The 17,257-nt window shown below is 60.7% G+C and carries 10 protein-coding genes; 1 reads left to right on the forward strand and 9 read right to left on the reverse strand.

The genetic code is table 11. The features are described from left to right. Positions 1 to 126: 126 nt before the first annotated feature. Positions 127 to 1,422, forward strand: a complete 1,296-nt coding sequence (gbcA, locus tag AC0ZWN_RS12365; RefSeq protein WP_095112747.1) for a glycine-betaine demethylase subunit GbcA — start codon at positions 127 to 129, stop codon at positions 1,420 to 1,422. 122 nt (positions 1,423 to 1,544) lie between these two features. On the opposite strand, the gene AC0ZWN_RS12370 is transcribed toward gbcA, so the two are convergent. The 9 genes from AC0ZWN_RS12370 to AC0ZWN_RS12410 form a co-directional block, all read right to left on the reverse strand. After that, positions 1,545 to 2,789, reverse strand: a complete 1,245-nt coding sequence (locus tag AC0ZWN_RS12370) for a metallophosphoesterase family protein (protein WP_095050267.1) — start codon at positions 2,787 to 2,789, stop codon at positions 1,545 to 1,547. Between the two features lie 24 nt (positions 2,790 to 2,813). Further along, entirely contained in the window at positions 2,814 to 4,682 is a 1,869-nt protein-coding gene (locus tag AC0ZWN_RS12375) for a c-type cytochrome (protein ID WP_476335223.1), read from the reverse strand. Positions 4,683 to 4,821: 139 nt separating this feature from the next. Then, positions 4,822 to 8,274 carry an alpha/beta fold hydrolase gene (locus AC0ZWN_RS12380; protein ID WP_476335225.1) on the reverse strand — a complete coding sequence of 1,151 codons (3,453 nt, stop codon included), beginning with the start codon at positions 8,272 to 8,274 and terminating at the stop codon, positions 4,822 to 4,824. Positions 8,275 to 9,403: 1,129 nt separating this feature from the next. Then, the gene (etfB, locus tag AC0ZWN_RS12385; RefSeq protein ID WP_116254351.1) at positions 9,404 to 10,174 is read right to left on the reverse strand and encodes an electron transfer flavoprotein subunit beta; all 771 of its coding nucleotides are present in this window, start codon (positions 10,172 to 10,174) and stop codon (positions 9,404 to 9,406) included. Positions 10,175 to 10,183: 9 nt separating this feature from the next. Continuing rightward, positions 10,184 to 11,404 carry an electron transfer flavoprotein subunit alpha gene (gene etfA, locus AC0ZWN_RS12390; RefSeq protein ID WP_476335227.1) on the reverse strand — a complete coding sequence of 407 codons (1,221 nt, stop codon included), beginning with the start codon at positions 11,402 to 11,404 and terminating at the stop codon, positions 10,184 to 10,186. Next, positions 11,404 to 13,353: a dimethylglycine demethylation protein DgcB gene (gene dgcB / locus AC0ZWN_RS12395; RefSeq protein WP_476335229.1), complete on the reverse strand. Its 1,950-nt coding sequence runs from the start codon at positions 13,351 to 13,353 to the stop codon at positions 11,404 to 11,406. Before dgcB ends, etfA begins: the two co-directional genes overlap by 1 nt. Before the next feature lie 163 nt (positions 13,354 to 13,516). Further along, a complete protein-coding gene (gene dgcA, locus AC0ZWN_RS12400) occupies positions 13,517 to 15,577 on the reverse strand; it encodes a dimethylglycine demethylation protein DgcA (RefSeq protein ID WP_476335231.1) in 2,061 nt (686 codons plus the stop codon). 15 nt (positions 15,578 to 15,592) lie between these two features. Further along, complete coding sequence (locus tag AC0ZWN_RS12405) at positions 15,593 to 16,123, reverse strand: DUF5943 domain-containing protein (RefSeq protein ID WP_008083165.1); 531 nt, start codon at positions 16,121 to 16,123, stop codon at positions 15,593 to 15,595. A 106-nt stretch (positions 16,124 to 16,229) separates the two neighbouring features. Beyond that, complete coding sequence (locus AC0ZWN_RS12410; protein ID WP_093429898.1) at positions 16,230 to 17,207, reverse strand: dipeptidase; 978 nt, start codon at positions 17,205 to 17,207, stop codon at positions 16,230 to 16,232. Positions 17,208 to 17,257 lie beyond the last annotated feature (50 nt).

The raw sequence follows: 17,257 nt of genomic DNA on the forward strand, positions 1-17,257 counted from the left end.
CCGCGCCGGCCCCACACTCGCCCCAACACCAATACAGATTCTTTACACCTTGCGTAGCAACCGTTAGCAGCACACCTGATCAGCCACTTTTCGCCGGCCACGCAGATGGCCATGAGGATCACATCGATGGACGTCACCGCAAAAATCAGCCTGGGCGATCCGCTGGAACCCGCACGCAAGGCCACCGCACAAATGCTCCAGGAGCGCGAGCGGACGTTCTCGCTACCACAACCGTTCTATAGCGACGAGCGGCTGTTCGATATCGACATGCAGGAGATCTTCCAGAAAGAGTGGTTGATCGCCGGCATGACCTGCGAGATACCGGCCAAGGGCAACTACCTGACCCTGCAGGTCGGCAAGAACCCGATCATCGTCATTCGTGGCGCCGAGGGCGTGGTCCACGCCTTCCACAACGTCTGCCGCCACCGTGGCTCGCGCCTGTGCACCAGTGAAAAAGGCAAGGTTGCCAAACTGGTCTGCCACTACCACCAGTGGACGTACGAGCTGGACGGTCGCCTGCTGTTCGCCGGCACCGAGATGGGCGCCGACTTCGACATGAAGCAGTACGGCCTCAAACCGGTGAACGTGAAGACTGCCGGCGGCTACATCTTCATCAGCCTGGCCGAGAACCCGCCGGCCATCGATGACTTCCTGTCGACGCTGAACCATTACATGGAACCGTACGACATGGAGAACACCAAGGTGGCGATCACCACCACCTTGATGGAAAAGGCCAACTGGAAACTGGTGCTGGAAAACAACCGCGAGTGCTACCACTGCAACGCGTCGCACCCGGAACTGCTGAAAACCCTGCTGGAATGGGACGACGTCACCGACCCGCGCGCCGATCAGGCGTTCAAGGATCACGTTGCTGCCTCCGCTGCTGCCTGGGAAGCCGAGAAGATTCCTTATGCCCACGCCAGCTTCGGCCTGCGCAACCGTATCGTGCGCATGCCGCTGCTCAAGGGCACCGTGTCGATGACCCTCGACGGCAAGCAGGGCTGCGCGAAACTGATGGGCCGCATCAAGAACCCGGATCTGGGCTCGATGCGCATCCTGCACCTGCCGCACTCGTGGAACCACTGCATGGGCGACCACATCATCGTCTTCACCGTGTGGCCGATCAGCGCGCAGGAAACCATGGTCACCACCAAGTGGATCGTGCACAAGGATGCGGTTGAAGGCGTCGATTACGACGTCGAGCGCATGCGCCAGGTGTGGGACGCGACCAACGATCAGGACCGTCGTCTGGCGGAAGAGAATCAGCGCGGGATCAACTCGACGGCGTATCAGCCTGGGCCTTACTCGAAGACTTATGAGTTTGGCGTGGTCAACTTCGTTGATTGGTACAGCGAGCGCTTGCTGAGCAACCTCGGCGCCGAGCCGGCGCCGTACCTAAAAGGTGTCCCGGTCCAGGGCTGATGTCTTCTGCTTGATCGTTCCCACGCTCTGCGTGGGAATGCCTCAACGGACGCTCCGCGTTCGGCCTTTGGGACGCAGAGCGTCCCGGGCTGCATTCCCACGCAGAGCGTGGGAACGATCAGTCAGTGTGATGACCACCTCACCGATCCATCCTCACCAATAAACTCCTCAAATATCTCCTCCCCCACCAACCTGATTTTCGCGTACCCGTTCAACACCCGCAGCGGATATGCCGGGTCCTTGGCATCCTGCGTCTCCGACCACAACACCCGCGAATGCCCGTCCAGCTCGCTGGCATTGCCATATGGAATCGCCCCGTGCCCGGCACAACGCGCATGCAAACCACCCTGCTGCGCGTACACGATGCCGTTGTGTAGATGCCCCCAATACCAGTAATCCGGCTCACGCCCCAGCGCATCGCACACCGGTTGATACAGCGCGGTCTTGTTGTGCCCGGAAATATCGAAGCCCTGATGATGGCTGAGCACCATGAGCTTTTTGCGTTTTGGCAGGCCTTTCATCCACGCGATCTGCGGCTCGTTCAAAGTGCCGTCCATGTACAAATTCATCGCATCAGACGCGTACGCAGAATCCAGCCCTACCACCAGCCAGTCATCGTTGATCAAGGCGAAGTAACTGGTGCCCTGCTGCCCCGGAAAACGCTTGGCCAGCTCCTTGAAATAACCGTGGGCGCCGCTGTACATCTCGTGGTTGGAATTGAGGGTGAACGAGCCGTGCGTACCCATCGGCCAACCGGCCATGTCGACGTCTTCCTGGGAATGACTGCCGGCGTAATACACATCGCCCAAATGAATGGTGAAATCGGCCTGGGCCAGTTGCATCTGATTGGCCACCGACACCGCCGGCGCATGACTGTCGAACGGCCCGGTGCCCCAGTCGCCGGCAATCGCCAGGGTCACGTCGCGATCCATTTGCACCACCGCCGGGTCAGTACCGAAGGTCGCGTGATGGCGCAGGTTTTCGATCCACTTCAGCAGCGCCTCGCTCCACAGCAGATCCAGCAGTTCCCACTTGCGACAGCCGAGCAGGCTGCCGTCCTTGAGCACCCGGGTCGCCAGTTGATCGGTGGACTGCGGCAACGGTGCGGCGTTGCCGATGCGCAGGATCGACAGACCGTGGGACAGCTCCCAGGGTACGCTCGGTTCGTCGTCCGGCAACTCGCCGTTCTTCAGCACGTACTGCGCCTGATCATGCCCGCGTTGCAGCAGCTTGATGATCGCCTGAAACTCCTGCGGCTCGAGCTCGCTGATGAGTTTCATCCAGGCCATTTCCATGCGCGTGAACAAGCCGTGAATGCGCACTTTGACCTTGTCGTATTCGTGTTCCCAATGACTGACCAGTGACATGGTGTAATCCTCTTTCCGTAAGGTTCACAGGGTTTTCATGAATTCGATCAGCGCGCGTTTGTCGTCGTCCGACAGCGTCGTGCCGTACAGGTGACCGCTGTTGTGATTGCCCTCCAGGCGCGTGTCGTATTTGAAGTCCGCCGAGGCTTTGGCCTGGGCGCCGCTGGTGACGAAACCGACGTTGACCGGGTCGTAAATATCCGAGCCGGTGATGAACACCTGCGGACGTTTTTCCGGCGGTTGCAGCAAGTCCCACAGGGTCGGCACCGAGCCGTTGTGCAGGTACGGTGCGCGCAACCAGACGCCGTCGGTGGGCGTATTGCTGTAGCTCTGGGTCTTGCGGTAGGCGCCGAAATCGAACGGCGGCTTTTTGAAGGTGTGGAACGCAGCCACCAGACCGGTGGTGAACGAGTCGAGCCGGTGCGGATCAGTGCCGAGCTGATCGATATTGGTCGTGACCTGCCCGGTATCGGCGCGCCCGAAGTCATGACAAGCCGCGCAGTTGGCCTCCCAGATCGGTTTGCCCTGGGCGACCTTGGCCTGATCCAGCGCCCACGGCCACGCCGGCGCCTTGTGCCCGAGCAGCCAGTTGGTCACGCGGTTGAAGCTCGGCGGCAACACCGATTCCGGCGTCGCGCCCACCGCCATCGCGGCGGCGTAGTTGCGTTCGTGGATCTTGTTGTTATTGCCGTCCCAGTGCAGGTACATCGATTCGCGGGGTTTCTGGTTCCACACTTGCGGCAGGTCGACGGTGCCGATGGTCGAGTCATCCGGGAAGCCGAACACCACCATTTTCGTCGGATTGAAGGTGTCGGTGCGGCCCGGGCCTTGTTGCGGACGCAGCTTTTGCCAGGCGTAAGCCTGCTTCTGCTTGAGCAGTGCGCTTTTGGCCATCGGCATGATCAGGTAGCGGTTGTAGAGCTTCTCGAAGAAGCCCAACTGAAACTTGCTGTTGATCGCCGCCATCACCGCGTCGGTGGTGAATTTCGGATCGCTGGCGCAATCGTAAGCGAACCACTGGAAGGCTTGCAGTTGCAGGGTGTTGGCCGGCGCGCTCGGCACATTGACGGCGACGTCGCTGGCATTGGCGCGGTAGGAGCCGGTATGGCACAGCGCGCAGTTCGGCTCTACCGTCGGGTAGCCGATTTGCCGTTTGGCCATGCCGATCGGCAGATCCTTGCCGTTTTCAAAGAGGAAGCCGAAAACCTCCCAGCCACCGGGTTTGGGCATTTTCTCCGGGCACATCTGCGGCAGCACGGCGAACAGGTAATACGGGATGCGCGCTTCGATGCCGAGGCCGATGGCAGCGTACTTGTAGTGGTCTTCGTCGGAGGCATATTGCTGTTCAGGCACGACGCGGAGCATCTGATACCAGGTCTCGTAACCGATGAAACCGAGCACGGCGACCACGATCAGCGTGCCGACCTTGAAGGCGTGGCTTTGCCATTGTCGCGCCCACGCCGCGCGCCACTCGCGCCAGCCATCGCAGAGCAACGCCCATGGCCGATTTTCCGGCGTGGTGCCGAGGTAGAGCAGAACGCCGAGGATCAGAAAGAAGCTCAGATCGCCCATCAACATCGGCACGAATACCGAGCCTTGAGAGCTGGTGTTGATCAGGTAGATCCAGAACACCACGGCGATCAAACGCGTCAGCACACAGAGCCAGGAATGCACCACGTAGCGCGGCGCGTTGAAACCCGACGGCATGTAAAACACGCTGATGCCGACCAGCAGCATCCCGGCGTTTTCCAGCCACGGGTCAGAGAGTTGCGGCGGCAGCCCGACCACCGATGTCAGCAACCCCGGCGCGAACAGCGCGGGGATGGCGAACACCATGTTCATCGCAATGCCTATCCAGATGAAGCGTTGAAACCAGCGGATGTAGCTGTCCATATCAGTTCCCCTGATCGTTCCCACGCTCTGCGTGGGAATGCATCCCGTGACGCTCTGCGTCACACAAGCGGACGCAGAGCGTCCATGGCGGCATTCCCACGCGGACGGTTCGACGCCTCGACGTGGGAACGATCAGTGACTACCCGAGGGCGGTTTTCTCTAGGTGTTCAAGGATGATCGGATAGACATCGACCACCGCGTTCTTGCCGAACATGCAGTCAATGTGGCCGTAGCCCGGCACCACTTGCCGGCTATAGCGCTCCGGCCCATGCATTTCGCACAAGCGCTGGTAGGTCTTGAGGGTACTTTCCGGCAGGTAACACTGGTTGTCGGCACCGCTGATGAAGCAGATCGGCATGGTCAGGCGATCAAAGTGCGGCATGTACACATCGTTGCCTTTGAAATCCACCAGGTGCCCTTTGCGCACGATCAGCGCCAGGTGCTCGAAGGTCTCGATATTCGACTCGCCGAACAACTCGTGCAGGTTGTCGTGCAGGGTTTCGTTGAGGGTGTCGTGGCGATACAGCGAGGCGTACATGAAGGTGATGCGGTGGCACACCGGGTTGGTGCAATAACCCTGCGCCTCGATCCGCGCGTAGCCGTTGAGGGCCTTGTCGTAGAGTTTGTTGAACCAGTTTTCCTTGCTGTCGGCGTAAGCGGTCATCGACTTGATGCCGATCGCATCGAGCATCCCTGGCAGGTGCAATCCGGCCTTCAGCCCTGTGGCAGTGGCAACTACGGTGTCAGCGGCAATCTGCGAGCAGACCACCGAACGCACACCCTGCAAACCGGCGAGCAACGACATGAAGAAGGTCGTTGCGCCGTAGCAATGCACCACGCACTGCACGTCCTTGGCTTGGGTCTGCTGCTGAATCTGCGCGATGGCAGCCTTGAAATCGTATTGGGCAATCTGGTCGCCGTTCCACTCTTTCTTGCTCGCCGGCAGCAAAATGCTCACGCGGAAATCCAGCAACCACACGTCGTAATCGTGCTTGCACAGATATTCCAGCAGATTGGTCTGAATGGTGTCGGTGGAGAAAATGTTCGAACCCACGCCCAAGCCATGCACCAACATCACCGGGCCTTTGCTCCCGGCCTGATAACGGGTCAGGCGCAGTTCGACGCCATCCTCGGTGGGAAAGAAATGCACCGCTGGCGTCGGCGCATCCAGCGGCCGTTTCAGGCGTGGCGGTGCATCCGGGTTGAAGTAAATATCCCCGGCAAACACCCCGCCGTAACTTTCCCAGAGGATCCCGGCGAAGAACTTGCCGAACCGCGCCAGGCCTTCAATGCGCTCACGTTCGTTACGCGCATTGAGGACTTTCATGGTGGTCATCTGTTTGGCGAAATCGGTCGGATGAATATGCATCACCCCGGAACCGATCACCTCACCGGTCTTGTCCGGCCCGCGATACAGCGTCACGTACAGCGTGCTGGTGTCGTGCCAGATATTCAGCACGCCGTTGTCTTCCGGCACGGTTTTGAAGGCGCTGAAGAAATAGTCGTTGCCGTCTTCGGCGGTCAGTTTCATGTCGTACTTCATGTGACGGGTATCGACCTGTTGCTCGAATTGTTCGAACAGGTTGAACACGCCGTTGCTCGCGGTCAGCGGCTGCGGTGACAGCGCTGGGGCGATGACAGTGCCAACGATGGTCGCCGCGTGCTCGGGTTCCTTGATCATGCGGTTGAGGTCGTTGGCGGTGATGGTCAGGGTGAAGTCGATCGGCGAATTGTCCGCCTCGCCGCGTTTGGCCGCTGCTTCGTAGACTTTCAGGTCGGTACTTTGCGCCGCAGTGAAAGCCCGGGAGAAATAGCCCTTCATGGTTTCGGTGAACTGCACGCCGAGGGTTGGCGGCGCCACCGGTTTGCGCGGCGCCGAAGGCAACGTGTAATCGATCTGCCAGCCACGGTCGGCGGCAAGCAGGCCCATGTTGCGCTCACTCACAGCAGAGATGGTCAGCAGCGGATTGACCGCCAGAGAGGTCGGAATCACCGCGCCATCGGTCACGTACAAATTAGCGTAAACATCCGTGCCGCTGGCACCGCTGAACACCTGCCCCTTGTGATTGACCACGCCTTGCGCCGCGTCTTCACCCATCACGCAACCGCCCAACGGGTGGACTGAAACGATGCTGTGCTTGAGCAGTTTGGTCCAGATCGGGTTCTCCACCCACACGCCGCCGAGCGCCTTGGTGCTCTGCTGCAAACGCTCGTTGCCGAGCTTGAAGTTCTCCTGCTCGCCAACGCCCGGCCAGTCGATACGCAGTTGATCCTTGTTGTCGAGGACCATCCGTCCCTGGCCGCTGTCGTGGCTCATGATCAGGTAAGTCTGCATGTTGTGCAGTGCGCCGTAATACGGGCCGCGCAGAAAGCTTTCCGTTTCACGCGCCTTGTATTTGACCTTGCCGCTGAAGCTGTCATCCGTGGCCACGCCGATCATCTCGGCAAACCCGGCCATGGCCGGCACCATCGGCCGGCCGAGCGCGCCGGGGATCGAGCCCTCCTCGATGACCATGCGGCTGCGCCAGTCGCCTTCCGTGCGCATGTCGATCACCGAGGTGATGCACGGGCCGACCGGGTGCAGTTCCTTGGCCGGGTGCGCACCGAAACCGATGCCGTTGATGGTCTGCTCGCAGTTGTGGCCGAAGCCGAGGATGTCGCCGTTGCCGCTCATGTTCTCGCCGAGCTGGGCGGACATCACCACGCCTTTGTCGCGCGTGCGCAGAAGAATTTCCGTGGAGCCGAGGGTGCCGGCGGAGACCACGACGATGTCGGCCTTCACGAACAACGTCGGCGCGCTGAACATCTCCCGCCCGTTGTCGAGGTACTGGAAGTGCACGATCCAGCCTTCACCATCACGCTCCAGGTGCCGCACTTCGGCCTGACAGAAAATCTCCGCGCCGTGATTCCAGGCGTCCGGCAGATAGTTCATCAGCGTGGTGTTCTTGGCCTTGTTGTTACAGCCCGAAACGCAGTCGCCGCACTGGTTGCACGGCAGTTGCTCGACGCCGACATGGTTGAGGTTGTTCGGCAGCTTGTCGAAGGTCACGTTGATCGGCGGCTTGTAGAAATGCGCGCCTTGCTTGAGGTAATCCGCGGATTTCTTGTTGGCGTCGAGTTTGGGCAGGTTCGGCGCAGTGTTCGGGTAAGGATTGGGTTTGAGCATTTCCCGGGCGCGGGCATAACCGTCCTTGAGCAGCGTATCGCGGTGTTCACGCACTGCTTGCGGCCAGCGCGGATCATCGAATACGCCCGGCTCCGGTTCGAGGGCCACGTTGGCATTGATCAGCGACGTGCCGCCGAGGCCGCAACCGACCACGACGTTCTGCTGGGCATTCACATGTAAATCGAACAGCCCGGTGCGCGAACCGATATGGCCATCCGGGTCATGCACCTGCAGTTCCTCGGTGGCGGCGATCATGGTGTTGGGGTATTCGCCGGGCTGGATTTCCCGACCGCGTTCGAGCAGGCACACACGTTTGCCGGCACGGGACAGGCGCGAGGCAGCAATGCCGCCGCCGTAGCCTGAACCAATGACAATCACATCGTAGTGTTCCTTGATCTCGCTGATGGGCGTTGCGATCCGTGTCATGAGGTGGTTCCTCTAATCAGGCAGATGGGGCAACTCTGCGGTTGCCTGCAATCAATGGGCGGACGGGCACCTGGCCACCGGATCAAGTCCGGCGACAGCACAGCGGTCTGGCGGGTGGGGCGCGCTACAGGCGAGCGTGCTGATTGGCGGCGCGCCGTAGCGTGCGCTTGCGTGGCGAGGGCGGGGGGCGGTGCGGCTGACTATCCATCATGCGTTCTCCCAGAACCTGATGTGGATAAGTGACGGCTGTCCTTGTGCCATTGCAGTGAAGACAGCGCAGGAATCGAAGTCAAGGCAACGTCTTAGAACTGTATGAAATGTGATCAATTGCCGTTTGGACTATGCCGGACGGGGCTTGCAAGATTTGGCAAACAAGTTATCCACATAGCCACCCACAGCAAATGGGGGTAACTGTGGATGAACGGGAAAATAACTCACTGATTTGTGAAGAAAAATCGTGACTTATCCAGAAGCACGGTTTGAGAGACGCATTGGTTGTTTTTTGATCACAAGCTTGAAAGCCACGCCTTTCATGGCTTTCAGAGGATGGCAAACACGTTATCCACAGAAGCACCAACAGAGATCGGGGGTAACTTTGCCTGTGCTGTGGAAAAGCGCCGAAGGCTGTGTGAAATCGAGGTTTGCGCGGGAGTTTTCCTTGGAAACAGATGAATTGACTATTTTTTGATCAAATCTTTGAAAGCCACGGTCTGTATGGTTCGCAGCGGATAGCGAACATCTTATCCACAGAAGCGCCAACAGAGATTGGGGGCAACTTGCTGAGTTATCCTGCCGAAAAAGCCCTGAAAATCCGTGACTTAGGCTGGTTGTTTTTTGATCGGAGGGCTGTAGGGCTTGATGGGCGTGGGGTCTAGAGAGGGGCGAACATGTTATCCACAGATCCGCCAACAGGGATTGTGGGTAAACAGCCCCCCTCACCCCAGCCCTCTCCCTCCGGGAGAGGGAGCCGACCCAGGTGTATTGGAAATATGCAGCGACTTGCGACTTATGCGGTGTCCTTAGCTTGGCCAGACCTGAGTTCACGCCGATCTCTCAGGTCGATGTAACGCTTGAGTACGCTACCGTAGGTCCCCTCTCCCTCCGGGAGAGGGCTAGGGTGAGGGGCTTTTCAGCGGACAACGCCTTCTTCAATCAGCAACTTGAGGATCGCTTCAGCACCGGCCTGAGGGGTAACACCCTTGAGCACTTGCCCCCCGCCCCCACTGGCCTTGGCCGTCGCGGCCTTCATCCGGTCCGCCCCACTCTTGGCCTTGATCACCTTCAAGCGTTTCGGCCGTGGTTTGGCCGCTTGCAAAGTGCCGACCGCGAGCAACTCATCGTCCACCACCTCAACGTCTTCAGCCTGCAAAACCCCACGTCGCGCCGGTCCATAAGCACTCTGCCGAGGTTTCGGCGCGGCGTTATCCACAGTCGCCAGAAACGGCAGTTTCACTTTCAACCGGCGCCGTTGCCCGCGCGGCAACGCTTGCAGCACCAGCGCCGAGCCGTCGTTGATCGACTCGACCTGCGCCAGTCCCACCACCAGCGGCCAGCCCAGACCTTCGGCCAGCAAGAACGGCAACATCCCCGAACCTTCGCCGGTTTCCGCCTGGCTGCCGGTCAGCACCACCTGCGCACCGGCATCACGCAGATACGCGGTCAGCGCCGGCAGCGCATCGGCACCAGCCGGTTGCTCCAGCACATGCATCTGCTCAAGACCCATGCCCAGATAGGCACGCAACGCTGGCTCCGCAACGTCGCCGGCATGCAGCACTTGCAAGTTATCCCCTGCCAGTTGCAAACCCAGTTCCACGGCGCGCGCGTCCTGATCAGCGCGGCGTGGCCGCCCGGAAGTAGGGTGAGCGCCGATTGAAACCAGACTGATTACTTTCGTGTTCATAGCGTTTCCTTAAGCCGCATCGCGCTTGGCTTCGTTGCGGTAAGCCGCCACCGCCTCGATCAACGCCTGAAGAATCTCTGCGCTCTCGCCGATCACAGAGAGGTCTGCACGCTTGACCATGTCGCAACCCGGATCGAGGTTGATCGCCACCACCTTGTCACAGGCACCAATGCCTTGCAGGTGCTGGATCGCCCCGGAAATCCCCACCGCAACATACACCCGCGCGGTAACCCAGGTGCCGGACGCGCCGACCTGGCGATCACGGGCCATGAAGCCATCGTCCACCGCCACCCGCGACGCACCTTCGGTAGCGCCGAGTGCCGCCGCCGTTTCGTGGAAAAGCGCCCAGTCCTTGACGCCGTTGCCGCCGGAGAAAATGAACTCCGCTTCGGCCATCGGAATCGCTGCCGGGTCGACCGCCACGGCGCCGAGATCTTCAATCCGCGACAGGCTGCGCGCTACTGTTGTGGATAACTCCACCGGCAACGCTTCATGACGGGTTTCGCTGACCGGTTCGGCGCATTCGGCGGCGGCCAGAATCAACCGTGCGAGCGGACGGGCGAGATCTTGCAGCCCAGCGCCAGCGCGGCCGATGCACTCCTGATCCTTGACCTGCCAGACCCGCGTGGCCGGGCGCTCGCCCAGTGCCGCGGCAAAGCGCCGGCCGAGTTCGCCGCCACCGCTGCGACTGTCTGGGAGCAGCCAGTGACGCGGGTTGAACTGGTTATCCACAGCGCGCAAACCTTGCACGCGTTGCTCCGGTGCATAACCACTAAAGGCTTCGCCTTCGAGCACCAGCAAGCGATCGACGCCTGCTGTGGCGAAGGCGTTTTCCTTGTGCTCGCCAAAGACCACCGCCAGCACCGCGCCGTCATTGCCGGCGAGCTGATGAGCGAGGCCGAGCAAGTCGCGATCGTGGCTGCTCAGGCGGCCGCCGACCATGTCCGGCACCACACTGATATAGAACGCCGGGGCCGGCACCTGATGCAGCGGCAATTGCACCTCAACTGTGGCCGAACGTTTGACCGCCCCGCCCTGTTGCGCGCCGCTGCGATCGATCCGCTTGATGCCGTTGGGGCCGATAAAACCAATACCGTGCAGGTTCTTGCGGATTATGCCGTTGGGCCCCATCCAGCTGTGTTGCGCCGGTTGCATCGCCGCGTGCAGCGGATGCAGGCGGTTACGCGCAATCCATTCGGCGCGTGGGTCGCGGCGGATAATGTCGCTCATCAATGGGCCTCCGCAGGTTCACGTTTGGCCGGGGTGGCAGGCTTGTTCGGCGCGGCGTCTTCGAGCAGCGCGTCGGCCACCAGTTCGGCGATGTCCTTGATCAGCGGACGCGGTTCGACCACGCCTTCGAGCATCGCCGTGCACTGTGGACAACCCACCGCCACCAGTTCGGCGCCGGTCTCGCGGATGTCTTCCATGCGCATATCAGGAATCCGTTGCTTACCAGGAATGTCGGTGATCGGCGCCCCGCCACCGCCGCCGCAGCAACGCGAGCGGAAGCCGGAACGTTGCATCTCTTTGACCTCGATGCCGAGGGCACGCAGCACTTCGCGCGGCGCTTCGTACTCGCCGTTGTAGCGACCGAGGTAGCACGGGTCGTGATAGGTCACGCTGTTGCCTTTGTGCTGGCCGAGGTTCAGCGCACCGGCCTGAATGATTTCCGCCATGTAGGTGCTGTGGTGTTGCACCAGATAGTTGCCGTCGAACGCGCCGTACTCGTTTTTCAGCACATGGAAACTGTGCGGATCGCAGGTGACGATGCGGTTGAAGCTGTATTTGGCCAAGGTCTGGATATTGCGTTTGGCGAGCAACTGGAAGGTCGCTTCATCGCCCAGACGACGAGCCACGTCGCCACTGTCACGTTCTTCCAGCCCCAACACGGCGAAGTCGATTTTCGCCGCTTTCAGCACTTTGACGAACGCGCGCAAAGTGCGCTGGTTGCGCATGTCGAAGGCACCGTCGCCGACCCAGAACAGTACGTCGGTGGATTTCTTCTCGCTAAGCAGATTGAGGTTCAGATCCGCCGCCCAGTTCATCCGCCCGCCCGGGGCGAAACCGCCGGGGTTGTCGGTGGCGATGAGGTTTTCGAGGACTTCGGCGCCCTTGTTCGGCGTCGCGCCTTTTTCCAGGGTCAGGTGCCGGCGCATGTCGACGATGGCGTCGACGTGCTCGATCATCATCGGGCACTCCTCGACGCAGGCACGGCAGGTGGTGCACGACCACAGGGTTTCGGCGTCGACCAGACCGTTAACGATCGGTTGATGTGGATTACCGCTGTGTTCGCCCACTGGTTTGCCGGGATACGGGCTGCCGGCGAACTTCGCATCGGTGCCACCGGCGAGACCGACGACCATGTCCTGAATCAGTTTCTTCGGGTTCAGCGGCTGACCGGCAGCGAACGCCGGGCACGCCGCTTCGCACTTGCCGCACTGCACACAGGCGTCGAAACCGAGCAACTGGTTCCAGGTGAAATCCTTGGGTCTCTCAACACCCAACGGCGCTGACGGATCATTGAGATCCAACGGCTTCAAACCCGTGGAACGACCACCACCAAAACGTTCAGCGCGACGGTGCCACGCCAAGTGCAAGGCACCGGCAAAGGCGTGTTTCATCGGCCCGCCCCAGGTCATGCCGAAGAACAGTTCCGACACGCCCCACAACACGCCGATCCCGAGGATGACCGCGAGTATCCAGCCGCCAAAGTTCTCCGGAAGAATTCCGGCCACTGGCAAGGTCAGCAGAAAGAACGACGCCGAGAACGCCAGCAGGCTTTTCGGCAGGCGCATCCACGGGCCTTTCGACAGCCGCGCCGGCGGGTTGCGCCGACGCAGATAAACGAAGATCGCACCGACGAACATCACTGCCGTCATCAGCAGCAAGGCATAACCGAGGATGCGATTGTGCAGGCCGAAACCGTGCACCAGCAGCGCCAGCACAATCGACGCCACCGCACCGCCGGCCGTGGCCACGTGGGTGTTGGCGATGTATTTGTCCCGCGCCACGACATGGTGCAAATCGACCATGTAGCGCTTGGGCATGGCGAACAGGCCGCCGATCAGATCGACCTTCGAGGCCCGGCCCCGGCGCCACATCGCTACCCGTCGCAACGCACCAAGGACACCAAGGCCGATAGCTGCGAACAACAGGATTGGAAGAAGGGTGTTCAACATGGTGAAGCTCCCACCAGTACAACCTGGAGAAACACGGCGTTCAATGATCGTTCCCACGCTCTGCGTGGGAATGCATCCCGGGACGCTCCGCGTCCCAAGCGGACGCAGAGCGTCCATTGCGGCATTCCCACGCAGAGCGCGGGAACGATCGGTTCACTAGCCCTTAGAAATCCTTGCAGAGCCGCAGGGCGTCGTAGATCGCGGCGTGGGTGTTGCGCTGCGCCACGCAGTCGCCGATGCGGAACAGCAAGTAGCCTTCGCCCGCCTCGCTCAGCGAAGGTTGCGGCTGGATCGCGAACAACGCTTCAACGTCGATCTGGCCCTTGTTGCGCGAACCCTCTTTGAGCGCGTAGTAGATTTCTTCATCCGGACGCACGCCGTTCTCCACCACCACCTGATCGACCACCCGCTCCTCTTTGGCGCCGGTGTATTCGTTTTCCAGCACCGCGACCAGTTTGTCGCCTTCGCGGTAGACCTTCTCCAGCATCATGTCGCCGGTCATGATCACTTCTTTCGGGTACATGCTGCGGTAGTAGGTCGGGAACGACGTACCGCCGATGGCCACGCCCGGTTTGATGTCGTCGGTGACGATCTCGACCTGGCTGCCTTTGTCGGCGAGGAAGTCAGCAACCGACATCCCGGTGAACTCGCAAATGGTGTCGTAGACCAGCACGTTCTTGCCCGGCGCGACCTTGCCGTCGAGCACGTCCCAACTGCTGACCACCAGCCCTTCGGCGGCACCCCAGTGTTCGTTTTGTTCCAGGTACGGATGCCCGCCGACCGCCAGCACCACCACGTCCGGACGCAAGTCCATGATGGTGTCGGCATCGGCCGCCGTGCCCAGGCGCAGATCGACTTTCAGCCGCGCCAGTTCCAGCTGGAACCAACGGGTAATACCGGCGATCTGGTCACGCTGCGGCGCTTTCGATGCGGTCGTGATCTGGCCGCCGATGAATTCCTTCTTCTCGAACAGGGTCACGTCGTGGCCACGCTCGGCCGCCACACGCGCAGCTTCCATCCCGGCAGGGCCGGCACCGACGATCACCACTTTGCGTTGCGGCCCGGTGGATTTCTCGATGATGTGCGGCACGCCCATGTACTCACGGGACGTCGCGGCGTTCTGGATGCACAGCACGTCGAGGCCTTGATACTGACGGTCGATGCAATAGTTGGCGCCGACGCACTGCTTGATCTGGTCGATCTGGCCCATTTTGATCTTGGCGATCAGGTGCGGGTCAGCGATGTGCGCGCGGGTCATGCCGACCATGTCGACGTAACCGCCTTCAAGAATGCGCGTGGCCTGGTTCGGGTCCTTGATGTTCTGAGCGTGCAGCACCGGCACCTTGACCACTTCCTTGATCCCGGCGGCCAGATGCAGGAACGGCTCCGGTGGATAACTCATGTTCGGAATCACGTTGGCCAGGGTGTTGTGAGTGTCACAACCCGAGCCGACGACGCCGATGAAATCGAGCATGCCGGTGTCGTCGTAATACTTGGCGATCTGCTTCATGTCTTCGTGGGACAAACCGTCCGGGTGGAACTCGTCACCGCACAGACGCATGCCCACGCAGAAGTCGTCACCGACCTCGGCGCGCACAGCTTTCAGCACTTCCAGACCGAACTTCATTCGGCCTTCGAAGCTGCCGCCCCATTCGTCGGTACGCTTGTTGACGCGCGGGCTCCAGAACTGGTCGATCATGTGCTGGTGCACGGCTGACAGCTCAACGCCGTCGAGGCCACCGGCCTTGGCCCGGCGCGCAGCCTGGGCGTAATTGCCGATCACCCGCCAGATTTCTTCCGGCTCGATGGTTTTGCAGGTCGCGCGGTGCACCGGCTCACGGATGCCCGACGGCGACATCAGGGTCGGCCAGTTGAAGCCGTCCCAGCGCGAGCGGCGGCCCATGTGGGTAATCTGAATCATGATCTTGGCGCCATGCTTGTGCATGGCGTCGGCCAGATTCTGGAAGTGCGGGATGATCCGGTCGGTCGACAGGTTGACCGAGCTCCACCATTCCTGCGGGCTGTCGATGGCGACCACGGAGGAGCCACCACAGATCGCCAGGCCGATGCCGCCCTTGGCTTTCTCTTCGTAATACTTGACGTAGCGGTCGGTGGTCATGCCACCGTCCGTCGCGTAGACCTCAGCGTGCGCGGTGCTGAGCACGCGGTTGCGGATGGTCAGTTTGCCGATCTGGATCGGCTGGAACATTGCTTCGAAAGCCATGGCGGGTTCCTCGACTTACAACGGCTTGACGGTGAACAGGCCGTCGTCGTGGCCTTCTTCGGAGCCACCGTAGACTTGCTCGGCGACGGTGCGAATCTTGCTGCCGCGAGCCTCAAGAATCTGATCCATGGCCCCGGCAAACCAACCGGTAAACATGTAATCGACTTTGCGCCCGACCTTGCCGTAGACGTAGACGAATGCCGAGTGTTCGAGCTTGACGCTGGCAGTGCCTTTGTCGAGGTCGATGTCCTGAATCTTGAACAGACCCCAGCCGCGCTGCGACAGGCGCTTCATGTAATGCTCGAATACCGCGACGCCTTCCAGGCCGTGGCATTCAGCTTCTTTTTCACACCAGTGCCAGGCGGACTTGTAGCCGGCCTTGTAGAGGATCTCGGCATAGGCTTCAGCGCCCAAAACTTCTTCGATGCCCATGTGGTTGTTGACGAAGAAGTGACGCGGTACGTAGAGCATTGGCAGGGCGTCGGAGGTCCAGACACCGGTTTCGCTGTCGACTTCGATTGGCAATTGCGGGGCGATCTTGGCCATGGAAACTTAACTCCAGAAAAATAGTGGATTCAGTGGTGACCGCTGCCCTCACCCCAGCCCTCTCCCACAGGAGAGGGGGCAGATCGGCGGCGGTCTTGAGTCAGCGTTACTCGCCCCAGACGTCTTTCAGGACGTTGACCCAGTTTTCGCCCATGATCTTGCGCACGACGCGCTCGGAATGGCCGCGCTTGAGCAGGGTTTCGGTCAGGTTCGGGAACTCGCCGACGGTGCGGATGCCCAGCGGGTTGATGATCTTGCCGAAGCTGGTCAGACGGCGGGCGTAGCCCTTGTCGTGAGTCAGGTATTCGAAGAAGTCCTGGCCGTGACCCTGGGTGAAGTCGGTGCCGATGCCGATGGCGTCTTCGCCGACGATGTTCATGGTGTATTCGATCGCTTCGGCGTAGTCATCGATGGTCGAGTCGATGCCCTTGGCGAGGAACGGCGCGAACATGGTTACGCCGACGAAGCCGCCGTGGTCGGCGATGAACTTCAATTCTGCATCAGACTTGTTGCGCGGGTGCTCTTTGAGACCCGACGGCAGGCAGTGGGAATAGCAGACCGGTTTTTTCGATTCGAGGATGACTTCTTCGGAAGTCTTCGAGCCGACGTGGGACAGGTCGCACATGACGCCGACGCGGTTCATCTCGGCGACGATCTCGCGACCGAAACCCGACAGGCCGCCGTCACGCTCATAGCAACCGGTGCCGACCAGGTTCTGGGTGTTGTAGCACATCTGCACGATGCCAACGCCGAGCTGCTTGAACACTTCGACATAGCCGATCTGGTCTTCAAACGCGTGAGCATTCTGGAAGCCGAAGAGGATGCCGGTCTTGCCTTGCTCCTTGGCGCGACGGATGTCGGCGGTGGTGCGCACCGGCATCACCAGGTCGCCGTTTTCGCGGATCAGCTTCTGGCTGGCGGCAATATTGTTCACGGTCGCCTGAAAGCCTTCCCACACCGACACAGTGCAGTTGGCTGCCGTCAGACCGCCCTTGCGCATGTCTTCGAACAGCTCGCGGTTCCATTTGGCAATGATCAGACCGTCGATAACGATGCTGTCGGCGTGTAATTCGGCTGGGCTCATCAGGCGTCCCCTTATTGGCGATTCATGCGCCGAATCGTCTGCCGGCGCTT

The organism is Pseudomonas sp. 3B-A001-10F (assembly GCF_056313565.1).